We start from the raw sequence: 15,330 nt of genomic DNA, 5'->3' as shown, positions 1-15,330 counted from the left end.
CGATCAGGGTCGGGCGCCTGGACTGGCCGCCGCCTGCAGCTGGTCGTGCAGTTCCTCGAAGCTGGTGGCCGCAACGGCATCGCAGCCGAAGCCGTGGGCGATGGCGAGGAAGTCGGGCGTGTAGATATCGACGCCGATGGTCGGAATCTCGCGGTTTTCCATGTAGCGCTTGATCTCGCCGTAACCGCTGTTGTTCCACAGCAGCACGATGATCGGCGCGCCGGCTTCGACCGCCGAGGCGAGCTCCGGCAGCGTGAACTGGATACCGCCATCGCCGATCAGCGCCACCACCGGGCGCTCCGGGCGCGCCAGTTTGGCGCCGATAGCCGCCGGCAGGCCGTAGCCGAGGGTGCCGTAGCCGGTCGACGAGTTGAACCAGGTACGCGGTTCCACCGCCTCGTAGAGGTGGTTGCCGGAATAGACCGGCTGGGTCGAGTCGCCGGCGATAATGACGCCGGGCAGCGCCTGCTGCACCGTCTCCAGTACCCGCTGCTGGGCACGGAAGGATTGCTGCCAGTCCTGGTCCAGGCGGGCTCGGACTTCGGCGACGCGCCGGGCTCCGTTCCTGCTGTGACGGTCATGGCCCAGTGCATCCATCAGGGCCTGTATCGCAAGGCCGGCATCGCTGAGGATGGCGAGATCGGCGCTGAAGTTGAGGCTCAGCTGCTCGGCGTCGATATCGATGCGGATCAGTTTTCCGGGGATCTCGAAACCGCCGTCGAAGACCACGTCGTAATCGGTCTCGCCGAGCTCGGTGCCGATCGCCAGCACCACATCGGCTTCGCGCACCAGAGCTCGCACCGGTTTCAGCGACTGATTGCTCCCCAGCGACAGTGGATGACCCGGCGGCAGCACACCCTTGGCATTGATGGTCAGCGACGTCGGCGCATCCAGGGTTTCGACGAGATCCCGAGCGACGGCGGCGGCGTCGGCACAACCGCCGCCGAGTAGCACCAGGGTCCGCGCTTCGCGCAACAGCGTGGCCGCCTGTCGGGTTGACGCCAGGCAGGGAGCCGGCCGGGCGGGCAGCGCCGGGATACTGCGGCTCAGGTGATCGGCCGGTGCGGTGATCACATCGAGCGGAATCTCGATATGCACCGGGCGCGGCCGTGCACCTGCGAAGATCGCGAAGGCCCGGGCCAGCACCGCCGGAAGTTCGTCCGGGCGCATCAGCGTGTGGCTGAAGGCGGTAACGCCGGATATCAGTTGGCGCTGATTCGGCAGCTCGTGCAGGCGGCCGGCGCCAAGCCCCAGTTCGTGACGATGGTTGACGCTGGAGATCACCAGCATCGGGATCGAATCGGCACAGGCCTGGGCCATGGCCGTGGCGATATTGGTCATCCCGGGGCCGGTGATGATAAAGCAGACCCCGGGTTTTCCGGTCACGCGGGCATGGCCGTCGGCCATGAAGCCGGCGCCCTGTTCATGGCGCGGCGTGATATGCCGGATGCCGGTGTTCGGCAGACCCCGGTACAGCTCGACGGTGTGAACGCCGGGAATGCCGAAAACGGTATCGATACCGTAGCCTTCCAGCAGCTCGACCAGTACTTCTCCACAGGTTTTCATCGAATTCTCCTTGGCGAAGGCAGCCCGCATGGGGGCCGCCTGTCATGGTCGGATCAGAACACCAGCGTATGGGCGATCAGCGCGATGATCGGCAGGGTGATCAGGGTGCGAAGGATAAAGATCGCGAACAGTTCCAGCAGGTTCAGCGGGATCTTCGATTTCAGCAGCAGCACGCCGACTTCGGACATGTAGATCAGCTGGGTGAGGGAGACGCTGGCGATAACGAAGCGGGTCAGCTCGCTCTCGATGCCCTTGCCCAGCACCGCCGGCAGGAACATGTCGGCAAAGCCCACCAGCATGGTCGGGGCGGCAGCATGGGCCTCCGGCAGTTGCAGCAGTTCCAGCAGCGGGATGAACGGATAGGACAGCCAGGTGAAGATCGGCGTGTATTCGGTCAGCGCCAGCGAGACGGTGCCGATCGCCATCACCAGCGGCAACAGGCCGAACCAGATATCGGTCACGTTCAGCAGGCAGCTCTTGCCCAGTGCGCCGGCGCTCGGCGCCGTGGCAGCGCGGCGTACCGCCTGCTCCAGTCCCCAGGAGAACAGCGAGTGACCGTTGGGCAGCTCCTCCCTGATCTGCTTGCCGGCAGCTTCATTGTATTCGTCTTTTTTCCAGCACAGTGGCGGCAGCCGCGGCGTGATCACGGCGGCAATCAGGCCGGCGACGACCACGGTCAGATAGAAGGGGACGAAGAGATGATCGAGGCCGATGAAGTTGCTGATCAGCAGGCTGAAGGCGATCGAGGCGATGGAAAAGTTGGTGGCGATAACGGCGGCTTCACGCTTGGAATAGAAGCCCTGCTCATACTGCTGGGTGGTGATCAGCACGCCGACGGTGCCGGAACCGAGCCAGGAGGCGACCGCATCGATCGACGAGCGCCCCGGGAGCTTGAACACCGCGCGGAACAGGTTGCGTACCAGGGTGCCGATAAACTCCATAAAGCCGAAATCCACCAGAAACGGCAGCAGGATGGCGGCGAAGAAGAAGAAGGTGATCAGTACCGGCGTCAGGTCCAGCAGCATGACACCGCCGGTATTGCGGTTCCAGACCCACTCGGGACCCACCTGGAGCAGCGTCATGGCGGCAAAGGCGGCACCGACCAGCCGCAGCGCCAGCCAGAGCCCTTTGGGTGTGAAAACCTCGACCAGAGTGTTGTCCCTTTCGGTCCAGCGCGGTTTCGCGATCGCCGCGTAGAGGGAAACGGCGGCGGATATCACCAGCAGCGCGGTGGCGAAGCCCGGCAGATAGTCCTGGGTGGCCCCCTTGAGCAGGTCGGCGAGCACGCCCATGCCGATGGTGACCTTGTCGTCCACCACGATCGGCGTGAGGAAGAACAGCACGCCGATGAGGGACGGAATGATGAACTTGAGGTAGGCGAAAAGGCTGTGCCTGGGGTGCTTGTCGTCACGGTCGGTCAGCAGCAGGCTGCCGGCTTCCTGTTGGTCCAGGTGTTGATTCATGATGGGGTCCTTTGGGTTCTAATTATAGTGGTGCGAGTCGTGCGTATGCCGGGCAGCGGGTTGCCGCCGCCCGGGTTCCGGTCAGCGGTCGTATTTCACGCCCGGCAGGACGCAGAGCATTTCGAACAGCAGGTTGGCGCCCAGCAGGGCGGTGTTGCCGCTGGTGTCGTAGGGCGGCGAGATCTCCACCAGGTCGCCGCCGACGATATCGAGCCCCCTGCAGCCGCGGATGATCTCCAGGCCCTGGGGCACGGTCAGGCCGGCAATCTCGGCGGTACCGGTGCCCGGGGCATAGGCCGGGTCCAGGCCGTCGATATCGAAGCTGATGTAGACCGGACCGCCGGCGACCTTGGCGCGCACTTCTTCCATCAGCGGTGTCAGGGATTTGTGCCAGCACTCTTCGGCCGGCACGACGCGGAAGCCCTGTTCGCGGGGCCAGTCGAACTCGTCGGCGCTGTAGCCGGTGCCGCGCAGGCCGATCTGGACGACGCGGTCGCAGTCCAGCAGACCCTCTTCGACGGCGCGGCGAAAGGGCGTGCCATGGGCGATCTTCTCGCCGAACATCTGGTCGTTGATATCGGCGTGGGCGTCGACGTGGATCATGCCGACCGGGCCGTACTTCTTCTTCAGTGCACGCAGGATCGGCAGCGCGATGGTGTGGTCGCCGCCGAGGGTCAGCGGTTTACAGTTATGCTCCAGCACCTGGTCATAGAAGGCTTCGATGATATCGATGCTTTTCAGCAGGTTGAAGGTGTTGATCGGCACATCGCCGATGTCGGCCACCTGCAGGCTCTCGAACGGCGCGGCAAAGGTGGCGACGTTGTAGGGACGCAGCATGCGCGACTCGTCACGGATCTGCCGCGGCGCCAGGCGGGCGCCGGGACGGTTGGAGGTGCCGATATCGAACGGCACGCCGATAAAGGCCGCGTCCAGGCCCGCCGCGGTCTCCTGGGCCGGCAGTCGCATCATGGTGGCGGGACCGCCGAAGCGGGGCATTTCGTTACCGCCGAGCGGCTGATTGAAGCGACGTTCTGACATATTGCTACCTTCTTGTTGCCTGTCTGGTTGAACCCTGCTTGGTATATAGCGAAATGCGTGCCAGTTTTTTATGGACATAATATCAATGAGTTAGTGGGTTTTGATTCGATTATGAATTGAAATGACTGGTCGGTTGATTCGTAAATGAATTATGATTCAAAATTGATAGGCATGTAGGAGCGGCGCCTCGCCGCGAACCGAGTTGGCCCGTGGGGTGTTCGCACCGGGGAAATGCCCTTTGGGTACGGCGTTACAGTTCTGGCCAGGAGGTCTTTTGGACAGATCCCATACCGAGCGCGAGCTCGAAACGATACTCGAGAAGTCGCGCGACAATATCATGATCACCGATGGCGAGGGTCGCATCCTCCGGGCCGGCAGTAACTGCGCGCGCATCTATGGCCGCGAGATCGACGAGCTGCTCGGCGTTTGCGTCCATGAACTCGAACGCGCAGGGGTGCTGCGGCCGTCGGTGACGGTGCAGGTGCTGCAGCAGCGTGCGCCGGTGCAGCTGATGCAGGCGACCGAGACCGGGCGCAGCGTGATGGCGCAGGGCTTCCCGGTGTTCGACGACGATGGCGAACTGATCCGGGTGGTGAGTTTTTCCCAGGATCTGACCGATCTTCAGCTGCTGCAGCAGGAATACGAACTGCTGCAGCAGAAACTGGCGCAGCGCCGTTACCCGGGAGACGCCGAAACGATCAGTGTCGATGAGCTGAGTTTCAGGAGTCCTCAGGTGCGGGAACTTTACGAGCTGCTGCAGCGTATCGCCCCCACCGACGCCAGCCTGCTGCTGCTCGGGGAGTCCGGCGTCGGCAAGACCGCCTTCGCCCAGTTGACCCACCGCCTCGGTCCGCGTTGCGACGGCCCCTTTATCGAGGTCAACTGCAGTGCCATTCCGGAGAACCTGTTCGAGTCGGAGATGTTCGGTTATGCGCCGGGCTCCTTCACCGGCGCCGCCCGTCAGGGCAAGCCGGGGCTGATCGAGCAGGCCGATGGCGGCACGTTGTTTCTCGACGAGGTCGGCGACCTGCCCCTGCCGATGCAGGTGAAACTGCTGAAGGTGCTGCAGGACGGCAAGGTCACGCGCATCGGCAGTACCGCCCCGCGTGCCATCGACTTCCGCCTGATCAGCGCCACCAATCACGATCTTCATGAGCAGGTCGAGGCGGGGGCTTCAGGCTCGATCTCTATTACCGTCTGAACGTGGTACCGATGACGATCCCGCCGTTGCGCGAACGGCCGGACGACATCCCGGTGCTGCTGGACCGGGTGCTGGCGCGCCTCAACGAACGCTACGGCCAGCGAAAGGTGCTCGACAGTCAGGCGAGGCAGCGTCTGGTACAGCATGACTGGCCCGGCAACGTGCGTGAACTGGAGAACGTGCTGGAACGCTGTTATGTCGCCAGCCCCGGTTCTCTGGTCCGGTTCGATCCGTCGGCGCCGACACCGGCGACTTCCGGGACGCCACCGGTCGCGGCGACGATGCTTGCCGAACCGCCGCTGCTCGACGGGACCTCACTGACCGAGTCGCTCGAGCGGTACGAGAAACGCCTGCTGGAGGCTGCACTCGAGCGCTGCGCCAGCACTTACGAACTGGCGGGTATGCTGGGTATCAGCCAGCCGACGGTGTTCCGCCGGCTGCGCAAGTACGGGCTCAGCACCCGCCGTCAGTGAGCGGTCGGGGCCGGTAGCGGCTTAGGGCTCCATACCATCGAGCTGTTTGTCCAGCTTTTCCAGAATGCGCATAAGATCGCGGTATTCGCTGGTATCCAGTGCCTTGATCAGGCGGCTTTCCCATTCCAGCGCCCGCGGCGCCAGTTCATGGTAGAGCCGGCGGCCGGATTCCGACAGCGACAGGTAGGTGACGCGGTTGTCCTGTTCGTCCTTTACCTTGATCAGATAGCCCTTGCCGTCGAGCAGCTTGACGCCACGGGAGACCTTGGACTTGTCCATCTGGGTGATGCGGCCGATATCGCGGGCGTTGAGGCGTTCATCCTCGGCCAGGCGGGCGAGAATACGCCACTCCGGAATGGTCACGCCGAACGCCTCGCTGCCGTAGATCTGCGACAGGCTGTCGCTGATCCGCTTGGCGGTATTGACCATCCGATAGGGGATGAACTGCTGCAGTATCAGGGATTTTTTGGACTGTTCAGGCATGGCGGTGCGTCCGGGGCTGGTATCCGTTGGCGTTATTTTCTCATTTGAGAAGAGTTGCTGCAATGTTGCCGATGCTGGGTCGGGCTGTTCTCCGTCGCGCTCCTGTCTACCGGATCCCAGTGATTTCGGGCTCTACAGCCGTCCGGACAGCGCCGGTTTTCCGGTTCGAATCACACGGAAAACGAAAGGGCTTTGCAAATGTTCTCATATGAGAATATATTTGGTTTCATATGAGACTAAGTAAGCAAGCCGGAGCGAGCACCATGAAGATCAAGCAGATTCACCACGTCGCCTATCGCTGCAGGGATGCGAAGGAAACCGTCGAGTTCTATCGGCACTATCTCAACATGGACTTCATTCTGGCGATCTCCGAGGACAGGGTGCCCTCGACCAGGGAGCCCGATCCCTACATGCACCTGTTCATGGATGCCGGCAACGGTAATATCCTGGCGTTCTTCGAGCTGCCGAATTCGCCCGAGATGGGCAGCGATCCCAATACTCCGGCCTGGGTGCAGCACATCGCCTTCGAGCTCGAGAACGAGGAGGCGCTGCTGGAAGCCAAGGCGGAACTCGAGGCCAAGGGACTCGAGGTGGTGGGGCCGACCAACCACGAGATCATCAAGTCGATCTATTTCTTCGACCCGAACGGCCATCGCCTAGAGCTGACGGTGCGCACCGACAAACCCGGCCAGATCGACAGGCTGCATGCACTGGCCCCGGAAATGCTGGACGCCTGGAGCAAGACGAAACGGGCGGTCGACCATGCCGCCTGGCTGCATGCCGAGGAGTTTGCGGACTGAGGTGACGCGTGACGCAGTCCTGTAGGGTACCTCGAGCGTAGCGAGGCGTACCGCTCTAGATGCGTTGAGTTTGCAGAAGGCCCCGCCATGGTTTAGTCATGGCGGGGCCTTTTTCGGAATGTATAGGGCTCAAACTGTCACGCGTAACGCGTAACCTCCGGCCATCAAATCGTCGAATCGGGCTGGTTTTCCGGTCGCGCGGCGTCGAAGGCGGGCAGTTCGTTGCAGGCGTCGTATATCGACCGGATCTTCGGGTAGGGCGTCATGTCCAGATCGAAGCGCAGGGCATTGTAGACCTGGGGCACCAGGTAGAGGTCGGCCAGGGTGATGTTCGCGCCGTGGCAGTAGGGCGCCGCTTCGAGCTGCGCTTCGAGCACCCTGAAGCCTTCGTGGATCCAGTGGTGGTACCAGGCGGTCTTGTCGTCGTCGCTGATCTTCAGCGTACCCTTGAGGTACTTGAGCACCCGCAGATTGTCGAGCGGATGGATATCGCAGCCGATCAGGCCGGCCCAGCCCCGTACCCGTGCGGCCTCGACGCTGTCCGTCGGCAGCAGCGGCGTTTGTGGATATTCGGCTTCGAGGTATTCGAGAATCGCGGTCGACTGGGTCAGCAGGCGGCCGTCGTCCAGTTTCAGCGCCGGTAGCAGCCCCTGGGGTTGAGCGCCCGGTAGGCGTCGCCGAGCTGCTCGCCGGTCAGCAGGTTGACCGGCGTCAGCCGGTGCCCGATGCCCTTGAGGTTCAGCGCGATGCGCACCCGGTAGGCGGCGGATGAGCGGAAGTAGGTGTAGAGTTCCATGATTGTCCTTCGGAAGCTTGTAGGATGGGTGTAACGGCGCTGGTGGGGCGATATCCGATCCCAGGTGACCAAGGCGCCGTGTAACCCATCGCGGAATATCGGCCTGGTACTGGAGCTGTGAAGTCAATGATGGGTTCCGCCGCAGCGAACTTCTTGTTCGCCGGCAGCGGAGTGCCATAGCGGCTTCACCCATCCTACGAAATTTGTAGCAGGAATGGGTGCGGTTACACGCGTGCCGTCAGTACGGTACCGACCACTTCGCCGAAACCGATGCGGGCGGCGCCCGGTTTTGCGCAGAAGCCCCGCATCACCACGGCGTCGCCATCTTCGAGGAAGGTGCGGGTTTCGCCGTTCGGCAGGCTGATCGGTTGTTTGCCGCCTACGGTCAGCTCCAGCAGCGAGCCGGCTTCCTCGTGCTCGGGACCTGACTGGGTGCCTGAACCGAGCAGGTCGCCCGGCTGCAGGTTGCAGCCGTTGACGGTATGGTGCGCCACCATCTGGGCGACGGTCCAGTAGGAGTGCCGGAAGCTGGACCGGGACAGCCGTGTCGGCGCCTCACCCCGGGTACGCATCTGTTCGGTCTGCAGCAGGCACTCGAGCTGGATATCGAGGCCGCCTTCGCGGCTGTTGGTCTCGGAGCTGAGGTAGGGCAGCGGCTGCGGATCCTCGGCCGGGCGGCTGAAGGCGCTCCGATAGGGGGCCAGGGCCTCCATCGTCACGATCCAGGGCGAGATGGTCGAGGCGAAGTTCTTCGACAGGAAGGGGCCCAGGGGCTGGTATTCCCAGGCCTGGATATCCCGCGCCGACCAGTCGTTGAACAGGCAGATGCCGAATACGTGATCCTCGGCGCTGTCGATGCCGACCGGCTCCCCCAGTGCGTTGCCGGCACCGATGAAGATGCCGACTTCCAGTTCGTAGTCGAGGCGCTTGCAGGGGCCGAAGCTCGGCTCGGCGGCGTCCGGTGCCCGTGTCTGACCCAGTGGACGCGGGAACTGCTGGCCCGAGACGCCGATGGACGAGGCGCGGCCGTGGTAACCGATCGGGATCCACTTGTAGTTCGGCAGCAGCGGGTTGTCCGGGCGGAACAGCGAGCCGACGCGGGTGGCGTGGTGAACCGAGGTATAGAAGTCGGTGTAATCGCCGATGGTGCAGGGCAGGTCGTACTCGGCATCGGCCTGGGCGATCAGGCAGCCCTGCAGGGCGGCTTGCTGCTCGCTGCCGCTGCGCAGTCCCCGGGACAGCGCCAGGCGCAATGCAGACCAGGCCTCGGCGCCTAGGCTCATGAAACGGTTCAGCCGCGGCTCGGCGGCCGCTTTCAGGGCGTCGGCGGCGAGACCGTCGAACAGGCCGCTGTTGTTCGCCGCGGCCAGGTCCAGAATCTGGTCGCCGATGGCGACGCCGCCGCGAAAGGTTTCACTGGAGTTCCGGCGGCGGAAACTGGCGAACGGCAGATTCTGGATCGGGAAGTCGGTATCACCGCTGTTGGCGGATGCGACCCAGCTGGTGAGGGCGCTGTCGTGGGTTTCGTTCAGTGTGCTCATGCTTTATTTCTCGCCGTTGAAGTATTTTTTAAGTCCCGACCAGCATTCAATATAGTCGTGCTGGCGTGCCTCGGTCTCGAGGGCGAAGCGGGTCGGCTCGATCACGTAGCGCGACTCGAACATGAAGGCCAGGGTGTTCTGGTAGCGCTCGGGCGCCAGTTGCGCCGAGCTCGCCTTTTCGAACACGCCGGCCTCGGGGCCATGGGGACTCATGCAGTTGTGCAGGCTCATGCCGCCCGGCTCGAAGCCCTGTTCCTTGGCATCGTAGACCCCTTCGATCAGGCCCATGAACTCGCTCATGATGTTGCGGTGGTACCAGGGCGGACGGAAAGTGTCCTCGGCCACCATCCAGCGCGGCGGGAAGATCACGAAGTCGACGTTGGCCACGCCCGCGGTATCGCTCTGGGCGGTCAGTACCGTGAAGATCGACGGATCCGGATGGTCGAAGCTGACGGTGTTGATGACATTGAAGCGCGCCAGGTCGTATTTGTAGGGCGCGCTGGTGCCGACCCAGGCCACGACGTCGAGCGGCGAGTGATCCAGCGCCGCCTCGTGCAGGCCTCCGCAGAACTTCGCCACCAGGCGGTAGTCGCCTTCGCTGTCCTCGAACCAGGCCACCGGATACTGGAAATCACGGTCGTTGGCATAGCCGTTGGCGCCGACCGGGCCGCGCTCCGGCAGGTGCAGCGGTGCGCCGTAGTTTTCGCAGATATAGCCGCGTACCGGACCGTCCGGCAGCTCGATCCTGAACTTGATGCCGCGGGGGATCACCAGGATCTCGCCGGGCCCGACGTGGAGGATGCCCATCTCGGTATAGGCCAGAAGCGCCCCTGCTGCGGCACGAACAGCAGTTCGCCGTCGGCGTTGTAGAAGAAGCGATTGCCCATGCCTGCGTTGGCGCGGTAGACGTGGATGCCGATACCGGTCTGGGCACGGGCATCGCCGTTGGCCGCCACCGTGACCAGTCCGTCGATGAAATCGGTCGGCTGATGAGGAATCTCGAGCGCGTCCCATCGCATCACGTTCGGCGGACACGGGGCCTCGGTGATCGGCGCGGTGCGGATCAGTCCCTGGTCGATCGGGCTGAAATCGCCCATGGCGATCGACGGCCGCAGGCGGTATGTCCAGGTGCGGCGATTGCTGTGGCGCGGGGCGGTAAAGGCGGTGCTGCTGAACTGTTCGGCATAAAGGCCGTAGGGGCAGCGCTGCGGGTTGAATTGTCCCACCGGCAGCGCGCCGGGCAGGGCTTCGGTTTCATGTTCGTTGCCGAAACCGTTGAGATACTGGAGTTCGCTCGGATTGATCATCGTTGGGTCCGTTGCGCTTGTTGTTTTACGGTCTGTTGCTCGCGAAAGAGAGTGCTCTGAAAGGCATATACTCTCAAGTGAGAATAAATTTACGCGTCATCTGTGGCTATTTCAACCTGTTCGTGTAATCTGTCCCGGTTTTTCCAGCATATCTTCGTTTCGTTGTGAATGATTGGTATCAATTGAAACTTTGATTTGGCAATGTGGCATGCCCGCGCTGCGAGCCTGTCGCCGCTGCGGTTTGATGTTGGCCGTTGCGGCTTCTTTAATGTAAGCAACGCTTCCTGCCAATCGAGGCCACCCATGGAGTCGGGCCTGCATATCGCGCACCTGGTCGCCGGCATTATCGTGCTGCTGCTGATCGCGGCCGCGACGCTGGCGTTCACCGAACGTTTGCGCTTCCCCTTCACCGTGGCGCTGGTGCTGGTGGGTATGGCGCTGGCAGAGCTGGCGGGCACCTGGCCCCAGGCCCTCGGGCCCCTCGAGGGGCTGGAGATATCGTCCGGGCTGATTCTCTATGTCTTTCTGCCGACCCTGGTGTTCGAGTCGGCCTTTCACCTCGACGCGCGCCAGCTGCGCCGCGACCTGGTGCCGGTGCTGGTGCTGGCGATACCGGGGCTGCTGGTGTCCACCTTCATTATCGGCGGGATCATGGCGCTGGCGACGCCGGTCGCCTTTCCCGCAGCGCTGCTGCTCGGGGCCATTCTCAGCGCCACCGACCCTGTGGCGGTGATCGCGCTGTTCAAGCGTCTCGGCGCGCCGCGCCGGCTCACGGTACTGGTCGAGGGCGAGAGCCTGTTCAACGACGCCACCTCTATCGTGCTGGCCCGGGTGCTGGTGGGCATCCTGGTGGCCGGCGCTGTCTCGACCCAGTCGCTGTTCAACGGCGTCGTCGATTTCGTCGTGGTATTCATCGGCGGACTGGTGGTCGGCTGGCTGATGGCATTGCTGACGGGCTACCTGCTGACGCTTGTCGAGGGAGACCCGTCAATCGAGATCACCCTCACCACCATCCTGGCCTACACCTCCTTCCTGGTGGCCGAGGAACTTCTGCATGTCAGCGGCGTGATGGCGACGGTGGCCGCGGCCCTGACCTTCAGCGGCTGGGGCTGGATCCGGGTCACGCCGGCGGTGCGCGCCTATCTCGAGCATTTCTGGGAATACATGGCCTTTATCGCCACGGCGCTGATCTTCCTGATGGTCGGACTCACGGTGGAGCTGTCGTCTCTGGTCGAGGCGATGCCGCTGCTGGTCTGGGTCATCGCCGGGATGCTGCTGTCCCGGCTGGCGGTGGTGTTCGGACTGATGCCGCTGGTGGAGCGCATGCCGGGTGCCCAGCCGGTCGGACTGGGGTACAAGGCGGTGATCTACTGGGGCGGTCTGCGCGGGGCCATCGCGCTGGCCATCGTACTCAGCCTGCCGCCGTTCGAGTATTCCGACATCTTCACCACCCTGGTGATCGGTGCGGTGCTCTTCACGCTGCTGGTGCCGGGACTGACGATCGACCGGCTGGTGCATCGGCTGCAGCTGGACCGGCCGTCGCTGGCGGACCGTTTCGCCCGTGTCGAGGGCAATCTGCTGGCCAAGCGTCGTGCCCAGAGCCGCATACCGGAACTGATGGCCGGCGGGCTCTTTTCCGGTTCCATCGCCCAGCAACTGCAGCTCAATTCCGATCGCGAGATGCTGACGATCCGCGAGGAACTGGCCCAGTTGCGTCGCGCCGAACTCAATGCCAACGAGGAGCGCCGGCTGCTGTTTCTGCGTGGTTTCGCCGAAGAGCAGGCGCTCTTTATCGACATGTTCAACAAGGGGCATCTGAGCGAGTCCGCCTACCTGCGACTGCGCCAGCAGGTGGCGCTGAATCTCGACACGGTGCGCTTCCAGGATACCCTCGACAGCATCGAGTTCAGCGAGCAGCGACGTTCGACGCTGGATCGGCTGCGTGTGCGACTGCTGGGGCGTTTCAGTGCCCTGGGCAGTTACCTCGAACGGCTGCGCATCCATCAGGTGGCGATGGACTATGAGATGGCCTGGGGTCGCTACCAGAGCTGCGGTCGGGTGCTGGAGCGATTCGACGAACTGGTTGAGACCGAATCCATCTCGCCGGCGGTGGCTTCCGAGGTGCGCGATCAATATGTCGGCTGGTACGACGGTGCCCGCACACAGCTCGACCAGATGGCCGAACAGTTTCCGGAGTTCGTCTCCGACATGCAGGAGCGGCTGGGTCAGCGGCTGATTCTGCTGGCCGAGGTCGAGGCGATCGACGAGCAGCTCGAACGCGGCACGCTGCCGGCCGGGATCGCCGAGTCCCTGGAGCACGAAATGGCCCGCAACCTGCGGGCGCTGCGGGGGCACGAGGTCAAGCGGCTGAAGGTCGAACCCTCGGAACTGCTGCGCAAGGTGCCTTTCCTGCGCGAGATCCCGCAGGCCGAATTCGCCGGGCTGGCGGCACGGATGCGTTCGCTGACGGTGGCCGAGGGCGATCGCATCATTACCCAGGGCGAGACCGGATATTCGCTCTACCTGATCGCCCGCGGCGTGGTACGCGTCATCAGGGAAGAAGAGGGGGCAAGCCGCGCCAGCTCGCAACCCTGATGGCCGGCGATTTCTGCGGCGAAATGGCGTTGCTGCACCAGGCGCCACGCAGTGCCACGGTGCGGGCGGTAACGCCCTGTTCACTGTATGAGCTGCGCCGTGACGACGTGATTCAGGCGATGGATGAATATCCCGCGATCCGCACCGCGCTCGAGAAGGCCGCCCGCGACCGCCGGGTGGCGCAGGTCGAGTAGACAGTTGAAGAGTAAACAGTTGCCAGTAGACAGTTTCCAGTTCCCACCCAGCGTCCGGGCTGTTGCTGTTAACTCAACACTGTTGACTCGAAAACACTGTTAACTCAAATCGATTCTGTAAACTCCAGATTATCCATATTCAGCAAGGGTTCCCAGTATTCCCCCTCGTTGACCAGCCAGCTGCCGCAGCGGTCGCAGCGGGCGATACAGAGACTGTCGCTCTCGAACAGGATGCAGAACTGATCGAGGTTCAGCACTGGTGGTCTGAGGTGGCTCAGCGCCGGGCAGCAGCCGGCCGAATCGTTCATTTTTTCTCTCCTTGAAAGCCTTCGTACCGAACCTGGCGACGCTGAAAAACAGAGGCGACCTGCGGTTGCGGTAACGGCCCGGCCCAGGTTGCGATCGTCCTGTGCAACCACGTATAGTTCGCCGGTCCGGCGGGTGGGCCCTGCACGATCAGTGGATCAGCCACCCGGTGGCCGGCTCGCCGGGGACGATACCGGATCAGGCGGTTTTAAGTGCCCGGCCGCCTGTGGCGGTGGGTGCCTCGTCCTGATAATGGCCGGCGCTGAGAACCTCCCAGCCGCTCTGGTCGCGGTGAAGGTAGCTGTTGCAGCAGCGACACTTGAACAGCTGACTGTCCTTGAGCGTACTGAGCGTATGCAGATGGGGATGGGGCCGACCCTGGCTAACAAGTAGCTGGCATGAGGGGCAGGTGCTTTCCATGACGTTGCCTCCAGTCGTTCCTGACAATGGACCGGCACGGATTGGCTGTGCCGACACTGCAAACCTTAGCCAATATTGCGGTGAAATAAACTAGGACGATTTCCTAATTTTCTTATTTTGTGACTTTATTAACCCGCCGGGTTAATACATGAAGCAGGGAGGCTTCATCATTGGCGGCAGGCCAATGCGAGCGCCACGGAAACCAGCATGTCCGCGCACCTGCGCCCGTTTCCGTGGCGTGGCCGCTTATACGAATCCATGCGTACGCGGCATACAGTACGTCCTGTACATAACGTGCAAATAGGTAGGGAACCTATTTGCACGTCAGGTTAATAAGATCGGCCGAAACGTCGAAAAAGGCACGGACAGGAACGTCCGGCGAACGGCTGGCGGGACGCCAGAGTAATGGATCCTCTTCTTTATGCGTATGTTGTGGGTGGCACTGATGGTGCCACTGTATGCGCTGGCCGATCAGCCGGCTTCCTTCAGTGCGGCCAAACGCGAGCTGGCCGTTATCTACGGTGTCCATTCGGTGTCCTTCTACTGCGGTTGCCGTTTCGGCGCCAGGGGCAAGCGGCTCGAACCGGACCTGGCCGGATGCGGCTACCAGCCGCGCAAGAACGCCAATCGCGCGGGGCGTATCGAATGGGAACACGTGATGCCGGCCTGGGTGTTCGGCCATCAGCGTCAGTGCTGGCAGGAGGGCGGTCGTCGTGCCTGCCGCAAGGATGCGACCTTCAAGCGCATGGAGGCTGACATGCACAACCTGGTGCCGGCGATCGGCGAGGTCAACGGCGATCGTTCCAACTACGCTTACGGTATGATTTCCGGTGAATCGCGGGCCTATGGTCACTGCGATATCGAGGTTGACTTCAAGGGGCGGATCGCCGAGCCGGCGGCCGGAGTGCGCGGGGATATCGCCCGCACCTACTTCTATATGCGGGACCGCTACGGTCTGCGCCTGAGCCGCAGTGAAACCCGGTTGCTCGAAGCCTGGCATCTCACCGACCCGGTGGACGCCTGGGAGCTGGAGCGCAACCGCAGGATCCGCCAGGTTCAGGGCAATGGCAATCCCCACGTCGAAGCGGCCGAGGGTGTCCTGGTGAGCATCGATGCAGGTGCCCTGGCCGACCAGTGAAGCGTCTTC

At 63.1% G+C, this 15,330-nt stretch carries 14 protein-coding genes and 2 pseudogenes; 6 read left to right on the top strand and 10 right to left on the bottom strand.

From position 1 onward, the window contains the following. Nucleotides 1–3: 3 nt before the first annotated feature. The 3 genes from ACFQDL_RS30335 to speB all read right to left on the bottom strand — a co-directional run bounded on the left by ACFQDL_RS30335 (nt 4) and on the right by speB (nt 4,067). Nucleotides 4–1,566 carry a 5-guanidino-2-oxopentanoate decarboxylase gene (locus ACFQDL_RS30335; RefSeq protein ID WP_379912669.1) on the bottom strand — a complete coding sequence of 521 codons (1,563 nt, stop codon included), beginning with the start codon at nt 1,564–1,566 and terminating at the stop codon, nt 4–6. A 53-nt stretch (nt 1,567–1,619) separates the two neighbouring features. Continuing rightward, nucleotides 1,620–3,029 carry a YjiH family protein gene (locus ACFQDL_RS30330; protein ID WP_379912668.1) on the bottom strand — a complete coding sequence of 470 codons (1,410 nt, stop codon included), beginning with the start codon at nt 3,027–3,029 and terminating at the stop codon, nt 1,620–1,622. Nucleotides 3,030–3,110: 81 nt separating this feature from the next. Continuing rightward, complete coding sequence (gene speB, locus ACFQDL_RS30325; protein ID WP_379912666.1) at nt 3,111–4,067, bottom strand: agmatinase; 957 nt, start codon at nt 4,065–4,067, stop codon at nt 3,111–3,113. A gap of 274 nt (nt 4,068–4,341) precedes the next feature. Between speB and ACFQDL_RS30320 the strand changes: the two genes are divergently transcribed. Together ACFQDL_RS30320 and ACFQDL_RS30315 are read left to right on the top strand one after the other, a co-directional pair. Further along, the gene (locus ACFQDL_RS30320) at nt 4,342–5,268 is read left to right on the top strand and encodes a sigma 54-interacting transcriptional regulator (protein WP_379912664.1); all 927 of its coding nucleotides are present in this window, start codon (nt 4,342–4,344) and stop codon (nt 5,266–5,268) included. Between the two features lie 11 nt (nt 5,269–5,279). Further along, complete coding sequence (locus ACFQDL_RS30315; RefSeq protein WP_379912662.1) at nt 5,280–5,741, top strand: AAA-type ATPase lid domain-containing protein; 462 nt, start codon at nt 5,280–5,282, stop codon at nt 5,739–5,741. Nucleotides 5,742–5,762: 21 nt separating this feature from the next. On the opposite strand, the gene ACFQDL_RS30310 is transcribed toward ACFQDL_RS30315, so the two are convergent. After that, nucleotides 5,763–6,224 (bottom strand): MarR family winged helix-turn-helix transcriptional regulator, encoded by a 462-nt coding sequence (locus tag ACFQDL_RS30310; protein ID WP_379912660.1) that lies wholly within the window; start codon nt 6,222–6,224, stop codon nt 5,763–5,765. Nucleotides 6,225–6,487: 263 nt separating this feature from the next. On the opposite strand from ACFQDL_RS30310, the gene ACFQDL_RS30305 reads away from it, so the two are divergent. Further along, nucleotides 6,488–7,024, top strand: a complete 537-nt coding sequence (locus ACFQDL_RS30305; RefSeq protein ID WP_379912658.1) for a VOC family protein — start codon at nt 6,488–6,490, stop codon at nt 7,022–7,024. 164 nt (nt 7,025–7,188) lie between these two features. Here ACFQDL_RS30305 and maiA read toward each other — a convergent pair whose 3' ends face one another. From maiA to hmgA, 4 genes and pseudogenes are all read right to left on the bottom strand, one after another. Then, nucleotides 7,189–7,635: a maleylacetoacetate isomerase gene (maiA, locus tag ACFQDL_RS30300; RefSeq protein ID WP_379913455.1), complete on the bottom strand. Its 447-nt coding sequence runs from the start codon at nt 7,633–7,635 to the stop codon at nt 7,189–7,191. Nucleotides 7,636–7,638: 3 nt separating this feature from the next. Further along, a pseudogene (locus ACFQDL_RS30295) lies at nt 7,639–7,820 on the bottom strand (glutathione S-transferase N-terminal domain-containing protein); the annotation flags it as partial. A gap of 224 nt (nt 7,821–8,044) precedes the next feature. After that, nucleotides 8,045–9,361, bottom strand: coding sequence for a fumarylacetoacetase (fahA, locus tag ACFQDL_RS30290; RefSeq protein ID WP_379912656.1), 1,317 nt, complete (start codon nt 9,359–9,361; stop codon nt 8,045–8,047). Between the two features lie 3 nt (nt 9,362–9,364). Further along, nucleotides 9,365–10,668 (bottom strand): annotated as a pseudogene (hmgA, locus tag ACFQDL_RS30285) (homogentisate 1,2-dioxygenase). A gap of 303 nt (nt 10,669–10,971) precedes the next feature. On the opposite strand from hmgA, the gene ACFQDL_RS30280 reads away from it, so the two are divergent. Together ACFQDL_RS30280 and ACFQDL_RS30275 are read left to right on the top strand one after the other, a co-directional pair. Continuing rightward, nucleotides 10,972–13,263 (top strand): cation:proton antiporter, encoded by a 2,292-nt coding sequence (locus tag ACFQDL_RS30280; protein WP_379912654.1) that lies wholly within the window; start codon nt 10,972–10,974, stop codon nt 13,261–13,263. Beyond that, nucleotides 13,263–13,457 carry a cyclic nucleotide-binding domain-containing protein gene (locus ACFQDL_RS30275; RefSeq protein WP_379912652.1) on the top strand — a complete coding sequence of 65 codons (195 nt, stop codon included), beginning with the start codon at nt 13,263–13,265 and terminating at the stop codon, nt 13,455–13,457. Before ACFQDL_RS30280 ends, ACFQDL_RS30275 begins: the two co-directional genes overlap by 1 nt. Nucleotides 13,458–13,561: 104 nt before the next feature. Here the strand turns inward: ACFQDL_RS30275 and ACFQDL_RS30270 are convergent, their stop codons facing one another. Further along, complete coding sequence (locus ACFQDL_RS30270) at nt 13,562–13,765, bottom strand: hypothetical protein (RefSeq protein WP_379912650.1); 204 nt, start codon at nt 13,763–13,765, stop codon at nt 13,562–13,564. A 196-nt stretch (nt 13,766–13,961) separates the two neighbouring features. Continuing rightward, the gene (locus tag ACFQDL_RS30265; protein ID WP_379912648.1) at nt 13,962–14,183 is read right to left on the bottom strand and encodes a hypothetical protein; all 222 of its coding nucleotides are present in this window, start codon (nt 14,181–14,183) and stop codon (nt 13,962–13,964) included. 421 nt (nt 14,184–14,604) lie between these two features. On the opposite strand from ACFQDL_RS30265, the gene ACFQDL_RS30260 reads away from it, so the two are divergent. Then, nucleotides 14,605–15,321 carry an endonuclease gene (locus ACFQDL_RS30260; RefSeq protein ID WP_379912646.1) on the top strand — a complete coding sequence of 239 codons (717 nt, stop codon included), beginning with the start codon at nt 14,605–14,607 and terminating at the stop codon, nt 15,319–15,321. Nucleotides 15,322–15,330 lie beyond the last annotated feature (9 nt).

Source organism: Marinobacterium aestuariivivens, assembly GCF_042661465.1.
Classification (GTDB): Bacteria; Pseudomonadota; Gammaproteobacteria; order Pseudomonadales; family Balneatricaceae; genus Marinobacterium_A; species Marinobacterium_A aestuariivivens.
This window is presented reverse-complemented; position numbering and strand designations above follow the sequence as displayed.

What these genes read in the sequence shown, in the direction of transcription:
- ACFQDL_RS30335 (WP_379912669.1), bottom strand. Translation starts at nt 1,566, where the DNA reads ATGAAAACCTGTGGAGAAGTACTGGTCGAGCTGCTGGAAGGCTACGGT.
- ACFQDL_RS30330 (WP_379912668.1), bottom strand. Translation starts at nt 3,029, where the DNA reads ATGAATCAACACCTGGACCAACAGGAAGCCGGCAGCCTGCTGCTGACC.
- speB (WP_379912666.1), bottom strand. Translation starts at nt 4,067, where the DNA reads ATGTCAGAACGTCGCTTCAATCAGCCGCTCGGCGGTAACGAAATGCCC.
- ACFQDL_RS30315 (WP_379912662.1), top strand. Translation starts at nt 5,280, where the DNA reads ATGACGATCCCGCCGTTGCGCGAACGGCCGGACGACATCCCGGTGCTG.
- ACFQDL_RS30310 (WP_379912660.1), bottom strand. Translation starts at nt 6,224, where the DNA reads ATGCCTGAACAGTCCAAAAAATCCCTGATACTGCAGCAGTTCATCCCC.
- ACFQDL_RS30305 (WP_379912658.1), top strand. Translation starts at nt 6,488, where the DNA reads ATGAAGATCAAGCAGATTCACCACGTCGCCTATCGCTGCAGGGATGCG.
- fahA (WP_379912656.1), bottom strand. Translation starts at nt 9,361, where the DNA reads ATGAGCACACTGAACGAAACCCACGACAGCGCCCTCACCAGCTGGGTC.
- ACFQDL_RS30280 (WP_379912654.1), top strand. Translation starts at nt 10,972, where the DNA reads ATGGAGTCGGGCCTGCATATCGCGCACCTGGTCGCCGGCATTATCGTG.
- ACFQDL_RS30275 (WP_379912652.1), top strand. Translation starts at nt 13,263, where the DNA reads ATGGCCGGCGATTTCTGCGGCGAAATGGCGTTGCTGCACCAGGCGCCA.
- ACFQDL_RS30270 (WP_379912650.1), bottom strand. Translation starts at nt 13,765, where the DNA reads ATGAACGATTCGGCCGGCTGCTGCCCGGCGCTGAGCCACCTCAGACCA.
- ACFQDL_RS30265 (WP_379912648.1), bottom strand. Translation starts at nt 14,183, where the DNA reads ATGGAAAGCACCTGCCCCTCATGCCAGCTACTTGTTAGCCAGGGTCGG.
- ACFQDL_RS30260 (WP_379912646.1), top strand. Translation starts at nt 14,605, where the DNA reads ATGCGTATGTTGTGGGTGGCACTGATGGTGCCACTGTATGCGCTGGCC.